General features: G+C 66.0%; 16 protein-coding genes and 1 riboswitch. Of the genes, 5 read left to right on the top strand and 11 right to left on the bottom strand.

Going from position 1 to position 18,017, the window contains the following annotated elements:
• Positions 1-4: 4 nt before the first annotated feature.
• Complete coding sequence (locus LIW09_RS00165) at positions 5-1,909, top strand: potassium transporter Kup (RefSeq protein ID WP_256645984.1); 1,905 nt, start codon at positions 5-7, stop codon at positions 1,907-1,909.
• Positions 1,910-1,924: 15 nt separating this feature from the next.
• Here LIW09_RS00165 and LIW09_RS00160 read toward each other — a convergent pair whose 3' ends face one another.
• The 7 genes from LIW09_RS00160 to LIW09_RS00130 all read right to left on the bottom strand — a co-directional run bounded on the left by LIW09_RS00160 (position 1,925) and on the right by LIW09_RS00130 (position 10,908).
• Positions 1,925-2,947, bottom strand: a complete 1,023-nt coding sequence (locus LIW09_RS00160) for a TIGR00266 family protein (RefSeq protein WP_256645983.1) — start codon at positions 2,945-2,947, stop codon at positions 1,925-1,927.
• 57 nt (positions 2,948-3,004) lie between these two features.
• Positions 3,005-4,534, bottom strand: a complete 1,530-nt coding sequence (locus LIW09_RS00155; RefSeq protein WP_256645982.1) for a DNA recombination protein RmuC — start codon at positions 4,532-4,534, stop codon at positions 3,005-3,007.
• A 41-nt stretch (positions 4,535-4,575) separates the two neighbouring features.
• A complete protein-coding gene (locus LIW09_RS00150) occupies positions 4,576-5,280 on the bottom strand; it encodes a VIT1/CCC1 transporter family protein (protein WP_256645981.1) in 705 nt (234 codons plus the stop codon).
• 111 nt (positions 5,281-5,391) lie between these two features.
• Entirely contained in the window at positions 5,392-5,637 is a 246-nt protein-coding gene (locus tag LIW09_RS00145) for a glutaredoxin domain-containing protein (protein WP_256645980.1), read from the bottom strand.
• 95 nt (positions 5,638-5,732) lie between these two features.
• Positions 5,733-6,830, bottom strand: a complete 1,098-nt coding sequence (locus LIW09_RS00140) for a ribonucleotide-diphosphate reductase subunit beta (RefSeq protein ID WP_256645979.1) — start codon at positions 6,828-6,830, stop codon at positions 5,733-5,735.
• Between the two features lie 11 nt (positions 6,831-6,841).
• The gene (locus LIW09_RS00135) at positions 6,842-9,268 is read right to left on the bottom strand and encodes a ribonucleoside-diphosphate reductase subunit alpha (protein ID WP_256645978.1); all 2,427 of its coding nucleotides are present in this window, start codon (positions 9,266-9,268) and stop codon (positions 6,842-6,844) included.
• Between the two features lie 196 nt (positions 9,269-9,464).
• Positions 9,465-9,686, bottom strand: a riboswitch (cobalamin riboswitch).
• A 52-nt stretch (positions 9,687-9,738) separates the two neighbouring features.
• Positions 9,739-10,908: a class I SAM-dependent rRNA methyltransferase gene (locus LIW09_RS00130; protein WP_256645977.1), complete on the bottom strand. Its 1,170-nt coding sequence runs from the start codon at positions 10,906-10,908 to the stop codon at positions 9,739-9,741.
• A gap of 131 nt (positions 10,909-11,039) precedes the next feature.
• On the opposite strand from LIW09_RS00130, the gene LIW09_RS00125 reads away from it, so the two are divergent.
• The 3 genes from LIW09_RS00125 (at position 11,040) to LIW09_RS00115 (ending at position 14,189) form a co-directional block, all read left to right on the top strand.
• On the top strand, positions 11,040-11,804 hold the full coding sequence (locus LIW09_RS00125; RefSeq protein ID WP_256645976.1) for a rhomboid family intramembrane serine protease: 765 nt from the start codon (positions 11,040-11,042) through the stop codon (positions 11,802-11,804).
• Between the two features lie 628 nt (positions 11,805-12,432).
• A complete protein-coding gene (locus LIW09_RS00120) occupies positions 12,433-12,990 on the top strand; it encodes a porin family protein (protein WP_256645975.1) in 558 nt (185 codons plus the stop codon).
• Between the two features lie 182 nt (positions 12,991-13,172).
• The gene (locus tag LIW09_RS00115; protein ID WP_256647248.1) at positions 13,173-14,189 is read left to right on the top strand and encodes a patatin-like phospholipase family protein; all 1,017 of its coding nucleotides are present in this window, start codon (positions 13,173-13,175) and stop codon (positions 14,187-14,189) included.
• On the opposite strand, the gene LIW09_RS00110 is transcribed toward LIW09_RS00115, so the two are convergent.
• The 4 genes from LIW09_RS00110 to folE are packed head-to-tail and all read right to left on the bottom strand — an operon-like array spanning position 14,186 to position 16,337.
• Positions 14,186-14,611, bottom strand: coding sequence for a DUF2231 domain-containing protein (locus LIW09_RS00110; RefSeq protein WP_256645974.1), 426 nt, complete (start codon positions 14,609-14,611; stop codon positions 14,186-14,188). The genes LIW09_RS00115 and LIW09_RS00110 overlap by 4 nt on opposite strands.
• Positions 14,608-14,952, bottom strand: coding sequence for a hypothetical protein (locus LIW09_RS00105; protein ID WP_256645973.1), 345 nt, complete (start codon positions 14,950-14,952; stop codon positions 14,608-14,610). The genes LIW09_RS00110 and LIW09_RS00105 overlap by 4 nt, the downstream gene beginning before the upstream one ends.
• 46 nt (positions 14,953-14,998) lie before the next feature.
• Positions 14,999-15,706, bottom strand: a complete 708-nt coding sequence (locus tag LIW09_RS00100; protein ID WP_256645972.1) for an RNA polymerase sigma factor — start codon at positions 15,704-15,706, stop codon at positions 14,999-15,001.
• Between the two features lie 34 nt (positions 15,707-15,740).
• Positions 15,741-16,337: a GTP cyclohydrolase I FolE gene (gene folE, locus LIW09_RS00095; protein ID WP_256647247.1), complete on the bottom strand. Its 597-nt coding sequence runs from the start codon at positions 16,335-16,337 to the stop codon at positions 15,741-15,743.
• Between the two features lie 160 nt (positions 16,338-16,497).
• Between folE and LIW09_RS00090 the strand changes: the two genes are divergently transcribed.
• Entirely contained in the window at positions 16,498-18,006 is a 1,509-nt protein-coding gene (locus LIW09_RS00090) for an FAD-dependent oxidoreductase (protein WP_256645971.1), read from the top strand.
• Positions 18,007-18,017 lie beyond the last annotated feature (11 nt).

Genomic DNA, 18,017 nt, shown 5'->3' with positions numbered 1-18,017 from the left:
TGCCATGTCCGCCATCCCATTGTCCCCGTCCGTCCATGCCCAACCGCAGGGGCGCCTGGCACCCCTGGTGCTCGGTGCCATCGGCGTGGTCTTTGGCGACATCGGCACCAGCCCGCTGTACACCATCAAGGAGGCATTTTCGCCGCACTACGGCCTGACCGCCGACCTGCCGACCGTGCTGGGCATCCTGTCGCTGGTGTTCTGGTCGCTGATGCTGGTGATCACCGTCAAGTACGTGCTGGTGGTGCTGCGCGCCGACAACGAAGGCGAGGGCGGCATCATGGCCCTCACCGCGCTGGCGCAGCGCACCCTATCGCCGGGTTCGAAGGCGTTCTACGCCACCGGCGTGCTGGGCGTGTTCGGCGCGGCGCTGTTCTTCGGCGACGGCGTGCTGACGCCGGCCATCTCGGTGCTCTCGGCCGTCGAGGGGCTGCAAGTGGCGGCCCCCGCGCTGGAGCGCGTCGTGGTGCCGACCACGCTGCTGGTGCTGGTGGCGCTGTTCGCCACCCAGCGCTTCGGCACCGACCGGGTGGGCAAGGCCTTCGGCCCGGTCATCGTGCTCTGGTTCATCGCGCTGGCCGTCATCGGCGTGCACAACATCCTGCGCAATCCGGCGGTGCTGGAGGCATTGAATCCGGCCTGGGCCGTGCGCTTCTTCGCCACCCACGGCGCGCATGGCCTGTTCGTGCTGGGCGCGGTGGTGCTGGCCGTCACCGGCGGCGAGGCGCTGGCGGCGGACATGGGGCACTTCGGGCGGCGCGCGATCCAGATCGGCTGGACCTGCGTGGCGCTGCCGGCGCTGGTCACCAACTACTTCGGCCAGGGCGTGCTGCTGCTCGCGGATCCGCGCGCCATCGAGAATCCGTTCTACCTCGGCGTGCCGTCTTGGGCCCTCTATCCAATGATCGGGTTGGCCACCGCCGCCACCATCATCGCCTCGCAGGCCGTCATCAGCGGCGGCTACTCCGCGGCCCGGCAAGCGATCCAGCTCGGCTACCTGCCGCGCATGCGCATCCTCCATACCTCGCGCCTGGCGATCGGTCAGGTCTACATGCCGACCATCAACACCCTGCTGATGCTGGGCACGCTGATGACCGTGGTGGGCTTCGGCAGCTCCACCGCGCTGGCCACCGCCTACGGCGTGTCGGTGGTCGGCACCATGCTGATCACCACCGTGCTGCTGGCCGTGGCGCTGCGGCGGCGACCGCCGTTCCCGGCCGCGCTGTTCTGGGGCCTGCTGGCGCTGTTCCTGGTGGTGGACCTCGCCTTCCTCGGCGCCAACCTGGTGAAGTTCATGGACGGCGCCTGGTTCCCGCTGCTGCTCGGCGCGGCGCTGTTCACGCTGCTGCGGACGTGGCGCCGCGGCCGCCAGCTGCTCCACGACCAGCTGCACCGGGACGGCATCCAGCTCGAGGGGTTCGTGCAGGCGCTGCTGCTGGCACCGCCTACCCGCGTGCCCGGCACCGCGGTGTTCCTGGCCTCGCAGACCGACCTGGTGCCCAAGGCGCTGCTGCACAACCTCAAGCACAACAAGGTGCTGCACGCGCGCAACGTGCTGCTGACGGTGGAAACCTGCCAGGTGCCCTACGTGCCGGCCAGCGAACGGCTGTCACTGCATGCCGTCGCCGACGGCTTCCATCGCGCCACCCTGCGCTACGGCTTCATGGAGACGCCGGACATCCCGGTGGCGCTGATGGCGGCCGCCGATCTCGGCCAGGCCTGCTTCGACCCGATGGACACCACCTACTTCACCAGCCGTGAATCGCTGGTGGCACGCCCGCGCCACGGCATGCCGCTGTGGCGCGACCGGCTGTTCGCCTTCCTGCACCGCAACGCCGCGCCGGCCAGCGATTTCTTCCGCATTCCCGGCACCCGCCAGGTGGAGCTGGGCGCGCCGGTCGAGATCTGACCGACGCGCACCGCCTCAGAAGTTGTTGTCGCCGTCCAGGATCCGGCCCAGCCCGCCCAGCACGGAGCCTTCGCCGCGGCTGCCGCCCTTCTGCGGCGCCGCCGCCAGCATGCGCCCGGCCAGGCGCGAGAACGGCAGCGATTGCAGCCAGACCTTGCCCGGGCCGGTCAACGTGGCCAGGAACACGCCTTCGCCGCCGAAGAACATCGACTTCAGGCCGGCGACCGGGCGCACGTCCATGTTGACGCTGGCGTGGAAGCCGACCACGCAGCCGGTGTCCACGTCGATGCGCTCGCCCGCGGCCAGGGTGCGCTCCACCACGCAGCCGCCCGCATGGATGAACACCCAGCCGTCGCCCTCCAGTTTCTGCATGATGAAACCCTCGCCGCCGAACAGGCCGGTCAGGATCTTGCGCTGGAAGTAAATGCCCATCTGCACGCCGCGCGCGCCGGCCAGGAAACTGTCCTTCTGGCAGATGATCTGCCCCCCGTGTTCATCCAGTTTCATGGCCAGCACCGTGCCCGGGTAGGGCGCGGCGAATGCCACCTTGGCCTTGCCGCTGCCGCCGTGGGTGAACACGGTGGTGAACAGGCTCTCGCCGGTGATCACGCGCTTGCCCGCCGACAACAGCTTGCCCATCAGGCCGCTGCCTTGACTGGCCGCCGACGCATCGCCGAACACGGTGTCCATCTGCACCGCGGCGTCCTTGAACATCAATGCGCCCGCTTCGGCGATGGCGGATTCGCCCGGATCGAGTTCGATCTCGACGAACTGCATCTCCTGGCCGTGGATGCGGAAGTCGATCTCGTCGCTGCGGCCCTTGCCGCCGTTGCGCGGCGGCGGCGGCGGACCGCCGGCCGGATCGCCCGGCACGCCGTCCACCAGCTCGGCGATGTTGCGCGCCGGCAGCCAGTCGCCCATCCCCTCCTTCCACGCCAGCAGCGCGGGATTGGCCGCCGCCTGCGCGCGCGCCGCATCCACGTCCATCGGACCGCTGCGCTGGTTGCTGGCGGTGTTGTGCAGATACCACTGGCTCATCGGGTTACCCTCTGGTCGGCAATGCCGCAAAGTCTAATCCGCGCAGGCGCGACGGGTTCAGCCGTCGGCAGGCGCCTGCAGCGCCGCCATCTCGCCCACGCTGTCCTCGGCATCTCCCTGCAGTTCGGCGGGCAAGGCCTTCTTGCCCTTGGCACCCAGCTGCACCAGCCGGCGCGCACGCGGAATCAGCGCGTTGTTGGATTCGCTCAATTTGCCGCGCGCGCCATTGAACGCGGTGCGCGCCTCATCCAGCCGACGCCCGACATTGTCGAAATCGGCCAGGAAATTGGTCAGCGAATCCAGCACCAGGCCGCCGGTCCTGGCAATTTCGGATGCCTCACGCTGGATCTTGTCGCGCGTCCACAGCCGATCCACCACGCGCAGGAGCGCCATCAGCGTGTTGGGCGAGGCAAACACGACTTTCTGGTCGAACGCAAAGGTCTGCAAGGCGGCGTCGAACCCGAGCGCCGCCGACAGCGCGCCCTCGATCGGCACGAAGGCGATGGTGATTTCCAGGGCCCGTTCGCCGATGGCCTTCGGGTAGTTCTTCTCGCCCAGGTCCTTGACGTGCTGGCGCAGCCCCACCGCATGCCGCCGCAGCGCCTCCTCCTGTTCGGCCGGGGTGGCGGCATTCATGGCTTCCTGCCACGCGATCAGGTTGACCTTGCTGTCCACCACGATGCGACGATCGTCCGGCAGGTTGACCACGATGTCCGGCTGCAGGCGCTCGCCCTCGTCGGTGGTGCTGGATTTCTGGCGCTGGTAGTGCGCGCCCTCGACCAAGCCCGAGCCTTGCAGGACGCTTTCCAGCATCAATTCGCCCCAGTCGCCACGCACCTTGGCATTGCCGCGCAGGGCAGTGGTGAGCTCATGCGCGCGCTGGGCCATGTGCTGGTTGAGTGTCTTCAATTCGTCGATCTTGCCCACCAGCGTCGCCCGCTCGCGCGACTCGTCGCCGTGCAGAACATCGACCCGCTGGCGAAATCCCGCCAGCTGGTCGGAGAACGGCTTCAGCAGCATTTCCAGATCACCCTTCGACTGCAGCGCCGCCTGCTGCGTGCGTTCGTCGAAGGCCTTGCCTGCAAGGTCTGCAAACACCCCGGAAAGCCGTTCCTGTGCATTGGCAAGAAAGGCCTGCATCTCGGTGTTGCTGCGCTCGCTGTGGCTGAGCCTGGCGCTCTCTTCGGCATACGCGTGGCGCAGCTGTTCCAGTTCCTGCCGCAACGCGTCCCGCTCCGCTTCGGCGCGGCCAAGCCGTTGCTCGGTCTGTTGCAATGCCGTGGACGTCGCCGCCACCGTGGCCCGCAGTTCACTGGCAGCCGCTTGTTCGTGGCGCATGGCGTCACGAACGCCGGTCAACTCCTGTTCGGACTTTTCCAGCGCGAGCACGCGCTCGGTCAGCCGTGCGGCCGCGGCCGCCGCGGCCTGCCGCGCATTGCGCTCGCCTTCCAGTTCAACGACCAGGCGGTCGCGCTCCTCCCGGATCGCCTGTTCCGCGCGCTGGTCCGGCTTGCGCAACAACAACAGCGCCACGATCACCAGCGCGGCCAGCAGGATGGCAAGCAACAGCAGGGTATTGGTATCCATTTTCCCAGTGTAGCGGCGACCATCGCAAAACCTGCGACACCTCAGCCGACGGACACCCCGAAGGCGTAGCCGATCAAGGCGGTGGCGGCCTGTGCCACGCTGCCCCACAGCAGCACGCGCCAGGCGCCCCTCAGCCCGCCGCCGCCGGCCACCCGCTCGGCCACGTAGCCCAGCACGGCCAACAACACCAGCGTGCTGACCACGATCGCGATGGCCAGGCCGTGTCCGCGCCACAACCAGGCCAGCAACACCGGCGGCAGCGCACCACTGGTGAACGCCAGCGCCGACGCCAGCGCGGCCTGCACGGGCTTGGCACGCTGCAAATCATGGATCCCGAGTTCTTCGCGCAGGTGATTGCCAAGATCATCGTGGTCGGTCAGCTGCTCGGCCACCTGCCTGGCCAGCGCGCGATCCAGCCCGCGATTCACATAAATCTGGGTGAGCTCGTTCAGTTCCGCCTCGGGATGCTCGCGCAGCGCGCGTGCCTCGATCCGCGCATCGGCCTCTTCGGCATCCACCTGCGAACGCACCGACACGTATTCCCCGGCCGCCATCGACAGCGCGCCGGCGGCAAGCCCGGCCACGCCGCTGAGCAGGATGGTGGCCGGCGCGGCATGCGCGGTGGCCATGCCAAGCAGCAGGCTGCCGGTGGAAATCAGCCCGTCGTTGGCGCCCAGGACGGCCGCGCGCAGCCAGCCACTGTGCTGGCTGCGGTGCGGTTCGTGGTGGTGGTGCAGGTCGTGCATCGGCGGTTCCTCCGGCATCGCGGCAACCGATGCGGGTTGTCAAAATCGACGCCGATTGTAGGCGTTTCGCCCCGCCGCGTCCGCGCTGCACGCCGCCCCGCCATGCACGCCTCAGTGCGGCAACCGCAGCGCGATGCGCAGCGCCTCGTAGCCCCCCACATGGGTCGTGCCGGCCTCGCGCTGGATGAAGATCTGCGGCAGGCTGCGCACGGCGTGGCCCACCTTGTGATGCAGTTCGTCCTCGCTGATGTCGGTGCCGACGCTGAGGTACTGGAACGCGATGGACTGGATCTGGCACAGCATCCTGGTCTTGTCGCAGTTGATGCAGTTGTCCTTGCCGTAGATGATCACTTGCATGGGCATGTCCTGATGCGGGGAATGGCGGGCGGGGTGTTTGAACGCCAGGAGTCGTTGAGCGTCAGAAGTCGTTGAGCGTCAGGAGTCGTTGAGCGTCAGAAGTCGTCGTCGAACACCGCGTCCTGGTCCGTGCGGCGCATCACGCCCACCTTGTAGGCGGCGATGTCCTGCTCCTGCGGCGAGGCCTGGGTCTTCGAGATGTTCAGCCACTTCTCCATGAACTTCAGCGGATTGGCCGCCGGCAGCGGGTGCCTGGTCGTGGTGATTCCCAGGGTTTGATACACATCCTTGGCGCAATACAGCGTCCACGCCGACAGGCGTTCGGCGTTCATGCCCACCAGTTCACGCCCCTCGGAAAACAGGTACTCGATCCAGCGCAGCTCGCTGTCGATGACCTCGTCGATCATTGCGTCGATCTGCGCGCGGCACTGTGCAAATGCGCGCTGGCCGCGCTCGGTCTGCAGTTCGTTGAGCAGCACCGCGCGATCAAGCTCGGCATGAATCTCCAGTTCGTCCTGGGCGATTTTCTGGATCGCCTTGCCGATCGGCTGGAACAGCCCCGTGTCGCAGATCGCGAAGGTCACCGCGAAGCTGGCCAGGAACTGGATGCGCTCCATGCAGAACAGCGCGATCACGGTCATGAACACCGCGTTGTAGGTGCTCTGGTCGTTGGGAAGCTGGCCGATGGCGTAGTTGTGTGACGCCTCGTAGCCCGCAGCGAACGCGCGCGCGACTTCACCCAGGCGGTCGTGCGCCTGTTGCACGCGCAGGATCTCATCGAGGATGGTGGACGGATCGTCGAACGAATTGCGCACGATTTCCGAATAGGTGGCCGCATGCACCACCTCGTTGTCGGACACGCGCTGCCAGGCCGCCCACAGCTCGCTGGAGGTGATGAACGGGGCCAGTACCGGCGCGATCGCGCGCGAGGCCACCGAGTCGGCCTCCCACTGCCAGGCCAGCGTCTTGATCATCATGTCGTAGGTCGAACGCGAGCAGGACTTGAACTCGGCATTGCACGAGGAGTAGTCGAACTCGTTTTCATCCCAGTCCAGCGACTTCTGCGCCTTGTACAGCGCCCAGATCTCCGGGTAATGGCGGTTGACGGTATCGAACAGGCCGGGTCGCTGCCCAAGCAACAACAGCGGCCTGGCGTAGTCGGTCTTTGCGTAGTTGAAAACGGTGTCGGTCATGGCATTGGCTCTCAAAGGGTGCAGGCGTCGCATTCGGCGACCTGGTCGGCGGTCTCGGGGGCGGCGACGGCGGCGTGCGCGATGTCCTTCATCCCGTTGGAGGTCTTCTGGTTCATGTAGTACTTGGACTTCAGCCCGAGCTTCACGCGATACAGATAGCTTTCGATCAGCTCGGTCGAATCGATGCAGGCATCGCCGATCACGCGCCGATAGAAGTCGGCGGAGATGCCCTGGTCGGTCCACTTCTGCACGATGGCGTACAGCTCGGTCATGTCGCGGGCGGGGATGTCCCACGCCGACTGGTAGTGCCCGGCAAGCGTGTCGCCCTCGGGTGCGGCCCAGTAATTGACGCGATGGTTGTCGGTCTTGATCAGGGTGAGTTCGCGGATGGGATACAGGCCATTGGTGGTGCCCGAGGCATTGGCGCTGGTTTCGGTGGGCATGTGCGCCACCAGCACCGAGTTGCGGATGCCGCCGTTGTCGATGATCTGCGCGCGCAACGCTTCCCAGTCGTAGCGGCTGGAAAACGGGGCGATCTTGTCCACGTTGCGGTTGCAGGTATCCAGCGGCAGCCAGCCTTCCGGCCAGCGGGTCTTGTGCATCCACGGCGCGTTGCCAAGCTCCTTGCCCAGTTGCAGGCTGGCGCGCAGCAGGTGGTAATAGTGGCGTTCGGCCACTTCGTGGATGAACTGCTTGCCGGCCACGTCGGTGTAACGCTTGCCGCGTCTGGCCATCAGATGCGCCAGCCCGAGGATGCCGACGCCGGCATTCAACCGGTTGCGCGAGGTCACGCCCACCTGCGGCAACTCGTAGTGCGCCAGATGGATGCATTTGTCGATCATCAACAGCGCGTAATAGGCGACTTCCGCGTATTGCGCGTCCGACTCGATGTTGGACACCACGATCCCGGCCAGGTTGCAGGTCGCCACCTCGGGCGAGGAGCGCCGCACGATGCGTTTGATCGGCACGCCGGCCAGCACGTCACCGGCCAGCAGGTCATCCGGCCACTGCTGGCCGCGCTGCGTCGCCACGGGCTTTCCGCCATCCAGCCTGCGTCGCGCGCCGTCGGCCAGTTCGATATCCACGAACGAAATGTCGCGTTCGCAATACAGTTCGGTGATGTGGTTGTACGGCGCGGTTGGCAACGCGATTTCCGCACACAGGTTGGAGCTGTAGATCGTGTCCTTGAACGGCGTATGCCGATTCATCTCGGCGATGTTGTGCTCGTACACGCGCCCGGTTTCGTTCCATTCGTTGCTGGCGGTGACCAGCAGCTCGCGCGCGCTGACCCAGGTCTTGGCGAAGCGCTCGTCCTGCTCGTAGCGGGCGTACAGCGCTTCGAACGTCGCCTCGTCGGCGCTGTACAGCGCCGCCTGCAAGTCGGGCGCGGTATGGCAGTTGAACAGGAAAACCGGTTCATTGCGCGCCACCTTGCGCGCGAAGAAGCGGTTGCCGCCCCAGGAATAATCCATGCCGCGGATCTTGCGGTCGGCGGTGGACATCGGGTTCTTCAGGCGCAGCAGGGTTTCCACTTCGGGATCGAAGATCGGAAAGTAGGTGGTGCAGGCGCCGCCGCGACCGTTCTGCAGGTTGGACTTCACTTCCGCCACCAGCGCGCGGTAGTACGGCAGCTTGCCCTGGTGGCGGATCACGCCACCGCGCACCGGGTCGTTGATCGAGCGCGTCTGCATATGCGCGCCGATGCCGGCGCTCATGTAGGTCATGGTGTTGGCGATGTGGTTGCCCACCGCGATCGAGCGTGCGTTGTCGTCCACCGTGTACAGGCAGCAGCTGGCATAGCCGCGCAGCGGCGTGCCAAGGTTGACGTGGTTGGGCGTGGGCGCGTTGATCCGGTTGTTCGACAGATGCTCGTAGAAGCAGGTGAGGTCGCGCATGCGGCGGGCTCGCGGCTGGTCCACCGCCAGCGCCATCGCCATGCGCATGTAGATGAACTGCGGCGACTCGAAATACGTGCCGTTCACCCGGTCGGCAATCGCGTATTTGGTCAGATGGGTGTGCAGCTGGTAGTGCGCGTATTCGAAATCGCGCTCGTGGTCGATCAGCGCTTCGGCCTGCGCGTATTCGGCATCGGAATACGCCAGTACTTCCATGTAACCCAGCGCCTGCAGCTTGCGATGCAGCTGTTGCACGCTCGGCCGATTGTTGCGGTACAGATCCTTGCGGATCAGCGTGGCGTACAGCCGCCCCGCCATGCGGTTGTACGACCAGCTATCGAAATTCAGGCAGGTGCGGATCAGCTGCAGCTGAAGTTCGCGCGAGCTGACGGTGTCCGGCAGCGCCGACACCGTTTCCAGCACGGCGGACGGCCAATCGACGGCGTCGCCCAGCGTGGTGGCCGCCCATTCGCCCCACTGGTTGAGTTTGGATGGCGTGAACGGCTCGACGTGGCCGTCGCGCTTGAGGATGGTTTGCAACATGTGTGAGTCCCCGCAGGGAAGCCGCCATCGGCGGCTCCTTGACCAAGTGCCTGCTCCCGCGCGCAGGGCCAAGAGGTGTTCACTCACACGACAAACGCGCGCGCCCGGACCCTGGGCCCGGTACGCGACACGCTTCCCCGCGGAAGCGGCCACCCGCACCGGAACCTTCGGTCATCGCCGTCGCAACGGCTGCGACCGGTTTCCCGGTGTGTCGGCAGGTCTTCGGACTTCGTGGACACGGCACGCCCAACGGACGCGCCCACCTAATTGGCTTCGCTTCCCAGGCGCGTGGCCCAGTGCATTTGAAGCCGTTCGTTTCCACTTACCGCTGCGGGGCAGTTCCGGATTCACACCGGATTCCCTTTTCAACCCGACCCGGGCGTACGCCCAAGCGGGTACCGACGCGACACAACATATTGTGCTTGCGTCCTTGCGTCAACGCTAAATGTTCGATTTTGCGTACGTCGGACTCAGTCCAGCACGCGGCAGAACACGGCCTTCAGGTAGCGCGACTCCTGCACCTGGGCCAGCCATGGATGGTCGGGGCCGGCACCGGCCACTTTCAGCACCTGCACGGTGCGGCCGGCGTAGAACGCGGCGCGGCGCAGCATGTCGAGGAACTGGTCTTCGCTGACCAGGCCGGTGCAGCTGAAGGTGGCGAACAGACCGCCCGGCTTCACCGTGGCCAGCGCCAGCTTGTTCATGTCGAGGTATTTCTTCAGCGCGGTGATGACCTGTTCGCGATCGCGGGTCATCTTGGCCGGATCGAGGATCACCACGTCGAACCGTTCGCCGCTGGCCGCCGCATCGCGCAGCCACGGAAAGATATCGGCCTGCACGAAGCGCGGCTTCACGCGATTGAGGTAGGCGTTTTCCTTGGCGATCTCGATCACCGCGGCGTCGATGTCAATCCCCACTACCTCGCTTGCGCCACGTGCCGCCGCATACACCGCAAAGCCGCCGGTGTTGCAGCACAGGTCGAGCACGCGCTTGCCTTCGCATTGGCGCGACAACCATTCGCGATTCTCGCGCTGGTCGGCGAAGAAACCGGTTTTGTGCGCGCCGGCGGGATCGGCGCGGAAGCGGATGCCGTATTCGGTGATCGTGGCGGGCTCGGTGCCCAGCGTGTCCTTGTAGTCGAAGCTTTCCTGCTTCTGCACGTGTTCGTCGGCGAAGCTGTGGAAACGGCAGCCGGGGAAATGGCTGCGCAGCGCATTGAAAATCCATTCGCGATGCCGCCATGCGCCCGCACTGAAGAAGCCGACCACCAGCAGGTCGTCGTAGCGATCCACCACCAGCCCGCTGATGCCGTCGCCTTCGCTGTGGAACACGCGCCACGCGTTGCTGGTCTCGTCCAGCTTCAGGATCTCGCGGCGCAGTTGCACCGCCACGCCGATCTTGCGGACAAACCAGTCGGCGTCCACGACGATGTCGGGATCGTTTTCCAGCATGCGCAGCGCGATCCGCGAATGGCCGTTGTAGAAGCCGCGGCCGATGAACACGTTGTCCACCCCCACCACATCGACAATGCTGCCCGGCTTGGGCCGCTGCGCGGGTTTTTCGACCAGGCGCTGGAAAATCCACGGATGGCTGGAATTCCAGGCGTTCTTGAGGCGGACGACGGGCAAAGGCTCGGTCATGAGGAGGCGACCTTGAAGACAGACGGATGAAAGACCGGCCATTGTCGCCGAAGATGGCCGCAGCGCCGCGCTCGGCCGGCACGCCGTGGGTCGGTGCTTGCATTCCGCACCGCGCGCCCCACTTCTGGCGTATGCCCGCCCCCCCCTCCACCCCATTGCAGCGGCAGTCGGATCGTGGCCGCGTGCGGCGCGCGCTGAATGCCAGCCTGGGCGGCGTACTGCTGCTGTGGGCCTGCTTCGCCGCCCAGCAAGGCTTCGACTGGACCTGGTTGACGGTGACCCCGCATTCGCTGGAAGGACTGCTCGGCCTGCTCAGCGCCCCACTGCTGCACGGTTCGTTCGAACATGTCCTGGCCAACAGCACGGCCTTGCTGCTGCTGGGCATCCTGGCCGGCATCGTCTATCCAAACGCCAGCCTGCGCGCCCTGCCGCTGCTGTGGCTTGGTTCGGGGCTGGGCGCGTGGCTGCTGGGCCAACCCGGCTCGCATCACCTCGGCGCCAGCGGCGTGACTCACGGGCTGGGCTTCCTGGTGTTCTCGCTCGGCCTGCTGCGGCGCGACCGCGCCGCGATCGCCGCCGGCATGATCGCTTTCCTGTTTTATGGCGGCATGCTGCTCACCGTCTTGCCACACGAAGCTGGCGTGTCGTGGGAGTCGCACCTGGGCGGCGCGGTGGCCGGCATTGTGGCCGCCTTCCTGTTCCGCCGCAGCGACCCGCAGCCGCAGCGCCAGCCGTACAGCTGGGAAATCGAAGAAGAACTGGAACGCGACCGCAACGCTGCCGGGTTCGATACCTTCGAAACCCGCGCACCCGACGCCGTGCCGGTGCTGTGGCATCGCCCGGACGTGAACGAGACGGTCGGAAAGGTGCTGCCGTTTCGAAAGCGGCAAGAGTGACGCCACGGAAGCAGGAAAAATGTGTCAGGGACAATTATTCAACACCTTCAGCGAACCGGAATAATTGTCCCTGACACTTTTTCCCGCCAAGCTGTTCCGGGGCGCCACGACGGCGATGGGCTATGGCGGCCGCGCGGGGTGCGGGGCAACGACGACCAGCGGCAGCGGCGGCACGGGCTACGTGGGGCCGCACCGGCTGACGACTGCTTACGCAGCGGGCGGCAACTGGACGTACGCGTGGGATGCCCACGGCAACCAGACGGTGCGGGATGCGCCGGGCACGGATCAAGGGAATCGGGCTGGTACGGCAACTGGCAAACGCCACTTGACCGCCCAATCCCTCACGTCGCCCGCAAGGGAGAATGCCGCGTGGGCGCTGCCAAAGCTTCCGGCAGATCTGCAACGAAAATGACTGCGCTCGCGGGATGGTGGCGGGTGAATCCGCTCGGATGGATCGGGCCAAGCAAATAGTGGGTGTCCTTTGTCTTTCCTTTTGTTTTGTCTTTGCTGCTGACGCTTGTCTTTCTTGTCTTTCCTTTGAATCTCTCCTTGTCGCGGGATTTCACCAATATTAATATTGCATTAACCCCGCAACCGCGGGGCATCAACCTCACTCAAGGAATCCCCCATGAAACGGATTTTGATCCTGGCCTGCGCGCTGGCACTGTCTGGCGTCTCCTCTGCCGCGTTTGCCGGCGAAGGGTTCGTGCGCGGCGAACTCGGCAGCAGCGATGTCCGCCTGAAGGCCAGCGGCATTGGCAGCGAAAGCGACAAGGACACCGCCTATTCGTTGCGCGGCGGCTACTGGTTCAATTCCAATTTCGCAGTGGAAGGGCATTACAGCCGTTTCTACGACCAGACCCTGTACGACGACGGCGTGGATCACGTGGCCGCCAAGCTTTCCGCATTCGGCGTCGGCGTGGTGGGCAAGCAGTATTACACCGACTCCAACCTGGGCCTGTTCGTCCAGGTTCGCGCCGGCATCGCCCGCGGCAAGCTGTCGGTCGATTCCAACCTGGGCAGCGGCAGTGAAAGTTCGACCAAGCCGTACTATGGAATCGGCGCGGGTTACGATTTCAGCCGCAAGTTCGGCATGAGCCTCAATTACGACCACAACCAAGGCAACGGTGGCGGCCTGGACATCACCGCCAATACCCTGTCGCTGGGCGTGGAAGCACGCTTCTGATCGCTGCTGCCGGATGCGCCTGAACACTGCCGCCACGAGGCGGCAGTGTTGCATGTGGCCATTGCCGGATGCGCAATTCGCTGATGCTGGACACGCAGGCAGGAAGCGGGCGGTTCCGCTGCGGTTGCGGCAAGACGCAGTACGCTGTCTCGCTGTGCCTTCGCCTGACGACCTTCCACGCCATGTTCCGTGCCTCGTTGCTTTCCCTGTCCGCGATCCTGCTGGCCGCCTGCGCCAGCACCCCGGCCATTGCTCCGCCTGCACCTGCCGTGGCCGCCAGCGTGCCGCCCATCCGGGTCGGGCTGGCGCTGGGCGGCGGCGCGGCCAAGGGCTTTGCCCATATCGGCGTGATCAAGATGCTGGAAGCCAGCGGCATCAGGCCGGTGGCGGTCTCCGGCACCAGCGCCGGCAGCGTGGTCGGCGCGCTGTACGCCAGCGGCATGGATGCCTACGCGCTGCAGGAGAAGGCGTTTGCGCTGGATGAGTCCAGCATCCGCGACGTCAGCCTGTTTTCCGGCGGCGTGGTGAAGGGCCAGAAACTGCAGGATTACGTCAACCAGCTGGTCGGCAATCGCACCTTCGAGACATTGAAGAAGCCTTTTGCCGCCGTTGCCACGCGGCTGGAGGATGGCCAGCGCACGGTGTTCGTGCGCGGCAACGTCGGCCAGGCGGTGCGCGCGTCCAGCTCGATTCCCGGCGTGTTCGAGGCGGTCAGCATCGGCAAGTTCCACTACATCGATGGCGGCGTGGTCAGCCCGGTGCCGGTGGATGCCGCACGCGAACTGGGCACCGACTTCGTGATCGCGGTGGATATCAGCAGCAAGGCCAACGGCGCCTCCGATCCTTCCAGCATGCTCGGCAACCTCAACCGCAGCATCACCATCATGGGGCAGAAGCTGGGCGCACAGGAACTGGCGCGCGCCGACATCGTGATCCGCCCGCGGGTAAACGACATCGGCGCTGTCGATTTCGAATTGAAAAACCGCGCGATCCTGGAAGGCGAACGCGCCACCCAGGCCGCATTGCCGCAGATCAAGGCGAAGCTGGCCGCACTGCTTGCACAGCGCGTGGCACAGGCAAACCGGGCCGCGGAAGCGCGCGCCGCGCAGCAGCGCGAGGCCGAACGCAAGGCGCGCTGCGCGCAGCAAACCGGCTGGATGGACAAACTGCGTCGTGATCCGGACTGCCGCGCGGATTAATCGCGACCACTGACGCCCACGCCACGGCCATACACCAACTTGCCGCCCATCCATCCGGTGGCCAGCAGCGTCACCAGCCCCGCGCCGCTCAGGAGCCGCGCCCAAGGCCCGGCTGGCAACAGCTGCAGCCCATCGCTGCGCAACAGCAGACTGCCGGCATACAGACACCACGTCAGCAGCGCCAAGGTCATGTGCAGCATGGCATCCCGGCTCGCCGGATGTGCCGGTGGCAGCTTGATCAACTCCAGGAATCCGGCCCCCGCCGCCAACAGGCCGGCCGCACAGCCCACGCCCATCAGCAAACCGCCGCACTGCCATAGCAATGGGTCAGGCCAAGCCAGGCCACCGATGTCCACCAGCGTGGCAAGCGTCCACGCCGCCACCGGGAAATGCACCAGCGCCGGATGCAGGGGATGGCTCATGACATCAGGATGGCGATGATCAGCGTGGTCACGCCGGTCACCGCAAAGCCCGCGTGCGTCAGCACCACTTTTTTCAGCGCCACCCGCTGATGCAGGTGCATGGTGGCCAGATAGAACCCGAACAACGCGGTCACCACCAGGACGCCCAATGCCACCATCGCCAACATGCCGCCTTCGGCATTGAGGACGGCGAGGAACAACAGGATCAACCCGCTGGCCCCGAGCAAGGCATGCAGCAGCGAAACCACCCACGGCGCCAGCTTGCCGCGCAACACGAACGTGGCCATGAACAGGCCACCCAATGCGCCCACGAAAAACACCAGCAATGCGTACTTCAACATGACGCTCCCCTTGTGATGACTGATTGATGTCGCGGCGCTGAGCGGATCACGCCGGGCCTGGATGGCGGCCGATGCGCATCAGCACCGCCTCGGTCATGCGTTCGCAGCGGGCGCCCAGGAACTGGAATGCGTCGCCACGCGCCGCGCCGATGCTGTCGCTGATGGCATTGCGCAACAGGCGTCGCGCCCGATGCAGGCGGGTCTTCACGGTTTCCACGCGCAAGCCGAGCGCGGTTGCGGTTTCCTGCACCGTGCACCCTTCGATCTCGCGCAGCAGATACACCATCCGGAATGCTTCCGGCAGTCCGTCGACGGCGCGCTCCAGCAGGTGCCGCAACTGCGCGCGCGCCGCCACGTCCGCCGGATCGTCGCCGCCGCTGCGATTGGGAAAACTCAGCACGTTGTCACTCGCCGCTTCGCTGGTTTCAAACCGATCGATGGTCATCGTCTCGCGCCTCCGACGCAGGCGGCCATAGGCTTCATTGAGTGCGATCCGGGTCAACCAGGTGGCCAGCGACGCGTCACCGCGAAAGCCGTTGATGTTCTCGAAGGCATGGACGTAGGCCTCCTGCACCACGTCTTCGGCTTCCGAGTCGTTCTGCAGCACGCCGCGCACCATCCGGAACATGCGCTGGTTGCAGCGTTTCATGATCTGCCGGAATGCCCCGCGCTCGCCGGCCTGCACGCAGCGCACCAGCGCCGCGTCGTCCAGCGCCGCATAGTCGTGCGCGGCGCTCATCTGCTGTGTGGTCATGACCTTGCCCCTGGTTCTGGATCTACGTGTTGGCTCAGCCCGCCATCGCCGCGAGGATATCGCTGCGCCACGGCTCGCGGTCAAACGCTCCAAGCAGCCGACGGGTGATCATCACGCTGCCGTGTACATTTACGCCACGCGTGGTCATGCAGCCGTGACTGGCGCGAATCACCACCGCGACCCCACGTGGCTGCAGTTCCCGTTGCAGCGCCTCGGCAATCTCCACGGTCAGCCGCTCCTGGATCTGCAGCCGGCGCGCATACGCGTCCACCAGTCGCGCCAGCTTCGACAACCCCACTACCTGTTCGCCCGGTAGATAGGCCACGTGCGCCACCCCGGTGATCGGCGCCATATGGTGTTCGCAGACCGAGTGCAGCGGTATGTCACGCAGCAATACGAGATCGTCATAGCCGGTGCGTTCGAAGCGGCGGCCGAGGATCTTGGCAGGACTCCTGGCGTAGCCGCCGAACCATTCTTCGTAAGCGCGCACCACCCGCGCCGGGGTATCGCGCAGGCCCTCGCGCGCGGGTGAGTCGCCAGCCCAGCGAATGAGCGTGCATACCGCCGCCTCGGCCTCGGCCCGGCTGGGGCGCGCTTCATCGAAGGTGTCCTGCAGCGTGACCGGCTGCATCGAAACGTCTTGCAGAGGATTGAGCATGTCCGTGTTCCAAGTCGGGATCTTGCTCAGGCAGATGCCGCCGGACAAAAAAGGTTCCCGGGAACCTCTTCACGCATTCTGCATCAATGGGGGGAGCATGCTTGATGCAATGCGACATCGAGGAGAACGCACCATGGGACAGGCAACCGCTGTTTCCGGCCCCGACTTCAGCCGTGGCGTCCTGCTGGCGGACATTCCCGTTGGCGGGATGCTGGCCGGGCACGTTGACGGCACGCCGGTGCTGTTGAGCCGCCTGGATGGCGAACTGCACGCGGTGTCTGGCAGCTGCACGCATTACGGCGGGCCGCTGGCGGAGGGGCGGGTCGATGGCGAGACCGTTACCTGTCCCTGGCATCACGCCTGCTTCAGCCTGCGCACCGGAGCTGCGCTGAAAGCGCCGGCCTTCGCACCTCTGGCCTGCTGGACGGTGGAGCGGGATGGGGATCGCGTGTTCGTGCACGCGCTCGAAAGCACGGCCTATGCAACGCCGGCGATCGCAGCACCCGCGCATCCACCCGGGCATGTGCTGCTGGTTGGTGGCGGCGCAGCCGCGTTTGCCTGCGCCGAACGCCTGCGCGGGCTGGGGTTCACTGGGCGCCTGACCATGCTCAGCGCGGAGGCGGATCCTCCCTGCGACCGGCCCAATCTGTCCAAGGACTACCTCGCCGGCACTGCGGCAGCGGATTGGATTCCACTGCAGCCTGCCGAGTTCTACCAAGCACATGCCATCGACCTGCGCCTGGATTGCGAAGCCACCGCGCTGGATGTGGCTGCGAAGCAAATCACCACGCGCGCCGGCGATACCTTCATCTACGATGCGCTGGTGCTGGCCACCGGCGCCGAACCGATTCACATTCCATTGCCCGGGTTCGACCGTTCCAACGTCTTCAGCCTGCGCTCGCTGGCCGATGCCAATGCGCTACTCGCCGGCATTGCCGATGCCCGATCGGTCGCCGTCATCGGCGCTGGTTTCATCGGCATGGAAGCCGCTTCAGCGCTGCGCGAACGCGGCCTTGCCGTGCATGTCATCGCCCCGGAAACGCTGCCGCTGCAGCGCATCCTTGGACCGCAACTGGCCGAACACATCACCGGCCTGCACCGCGGGCATGGCGTGCGCTTCCACTTGGGCGTGCACGCGCTGCGTTTCGACGGAGAACGCCTGCACCTGTCCGACGGCAGCCAGGTGACGGCAGATGCGGTGCTGGTTGGGGTGGGCGTCAGGCCGCGCATCGCGCTGGCCCAAGCGGCAGGATTGGCGGTGGACAACGGCATCCTGGTCGATGATCGCCTGCGCACCTCGGCAGACGGCGTGTACGCGGCAGGCGATGTCGCCTGTTATCCCCATGGGCAGGGGCGCGCGCGGGTCGAACATTGGGTGCACGCGCAGCGGCAGGGCCAGTGCGTGGCCGACAACATGCTGGGCTTCGATCGCGCGTTCGATGACCCCCCGTTCTTCTGGACCCACCACTACGGCACCGACCTGCGCTACCTCGGCCACGGCAGCGGTTGGAACCGGATCGAAGTGGACGGCGATCCCGCCGCCCATGACTGCCTGGCGCGCTACTACCGCGACGATGTGCTGGTGGCGGCGGCAGCCATTGGCCGCGACCGCGGCCTGCTGGCGCTGCAGGCGCAGCTGTAGCGCCGCGCCAA

It is taken from the genome of Thermomonas paludicola (assembly GCF_024498955.1).
Classification (GTDB): domain Bacteria; phylum Pseudomonadota; class Gammaproteobacteria; order Xanthomonadales; family Xanthomonadaceae; genus Thermomonas; species Thermomonas paludicola.
This window is presented reverse-complemented; position numbering and strand designations above follow the sequence as displayed.

What these genes read in the sequence shown, in the direction of transcription:
- LIW09_RS00125 (WP_256645976.1), top strand. Translation starts at nt 11,040, where the DNA reads ATGCCCGCCCCCCCCTCCACCCCATTGCAGCGGCAGTCGGATCGTGGC.
- LIW09_RS00110 (WP_256645974.1), bottom strand. Translation starts at nt 14,611, where the DNA reads ATGAGCCATCCCCTGCATCCGGCGCTGGTGCATTTCCCGGTGGCGGCG.
- LIW09_RS00115 (WP_256647248.1), top strand. Translation starts at nt 13,173, where the DNA reads ATGTTCCGTGCCTCGTTGCTTTCCCTGTCCGCGATCCTGCTGGCCGCC.
- LIW09_RS00130 (WP_256645977.1), bottom strand. Translation starts at nt 10,908, where the DNA reads ATGACCGAGCCTTTGCCCGTCGTCCGCCTCAAGAACGCCTGGAATTCC.
- folE (WP_256647247.1), bottom strand. Translation starts at nt 16,337, where the DNA reads ATGCAGCCGGTCACGCTGCAGGACACCTTCGATGAAGCGCGCCCCAGC.
- LIW09_RS00155 (WP_256645982.1), bottom strand. Translation starts at nt 4,534, where the DNA reads ATGGATACCAATACCCTGCTGTTGCTTGCCATCCTGCTGGCCGCGCTG.
- LIW09_RS00090 (WP_256645971.1), top strand. Translation starts at nt 16,498, where the DNA reads ATGGGACAGGCAACCGCTGTTTCCGGCCCCGACTTCAGCCGTGGCGTC.
- LIW09_RS00165 (WP_256645984.1), top strand. Translation starts at nt 5, where the DNA reads ATGTCCGCCATCCCATTGTCCCCGTCCGTCCATGCCCAACCGCAGGGG.
- LIW09_RS00100 (WP_256645972.1), bottom strand. Translation starts at nt 15,706, where the DNA reads ATGACCACACAGCAGATGAGCGCCGCGCACGACTATGCGGCGCTGGAC.
- LIW09_RS00120 (WP_256645975.1), top strand. Translation starts at nt 12,433, where the DNA reads ATGAAACGGATTTTGATCCTGGCCTGCGCGCTGGCACTGTCTGGCGTC.
- LIW09_RS00105 (WP_256645973.1), bottom strand. Translation starts at nt 14,952, where the DNA reads ATGTTGAAGTACGCATTGCTGGTGTTTTTCGTGGGCGCATTGGGTGGC.
- LIW09_RS00145 (WP_256645980.1), bottom strand. Translation starts at nt 5,637, where the DNA reads ATGCAAGTGATCATCTACGGCAAGGACAACTGCATCAACTGCGACAAG.
- LIW09_RS00160 (WP_256645983.1), bottom strand. Translation starts at nt 2,947, where the DNA reads ATGAGCCAGTGGTATCTGCACAACACCGCCAGCAACCAGCGCAGCGGT.
- LIW09_RS00140 (WP_256645979.1), bottom strand. Translation starts at nt 6,830, where the DNA reads ATGACCGACACCGTTTTCAACTACGCAAAGACCGACTACGCCAGGCCG.
- LIW09_RS00150 (WP_256645981.1), bottom strand. Translation starts at nt 5,280, where the DNA reads ATGCACGACCTGCACCACCACCACGAACCGCACCGCAGCCAGCACAGT.
- LIW09_RS00135 (WP_256645978.1), bottom strand. Translation starts at nt 9,268, where the DNA reads ATGTTGCAAACCATCCTCAAGCGCGACGGCCACGTCGAGCCGTTCACG.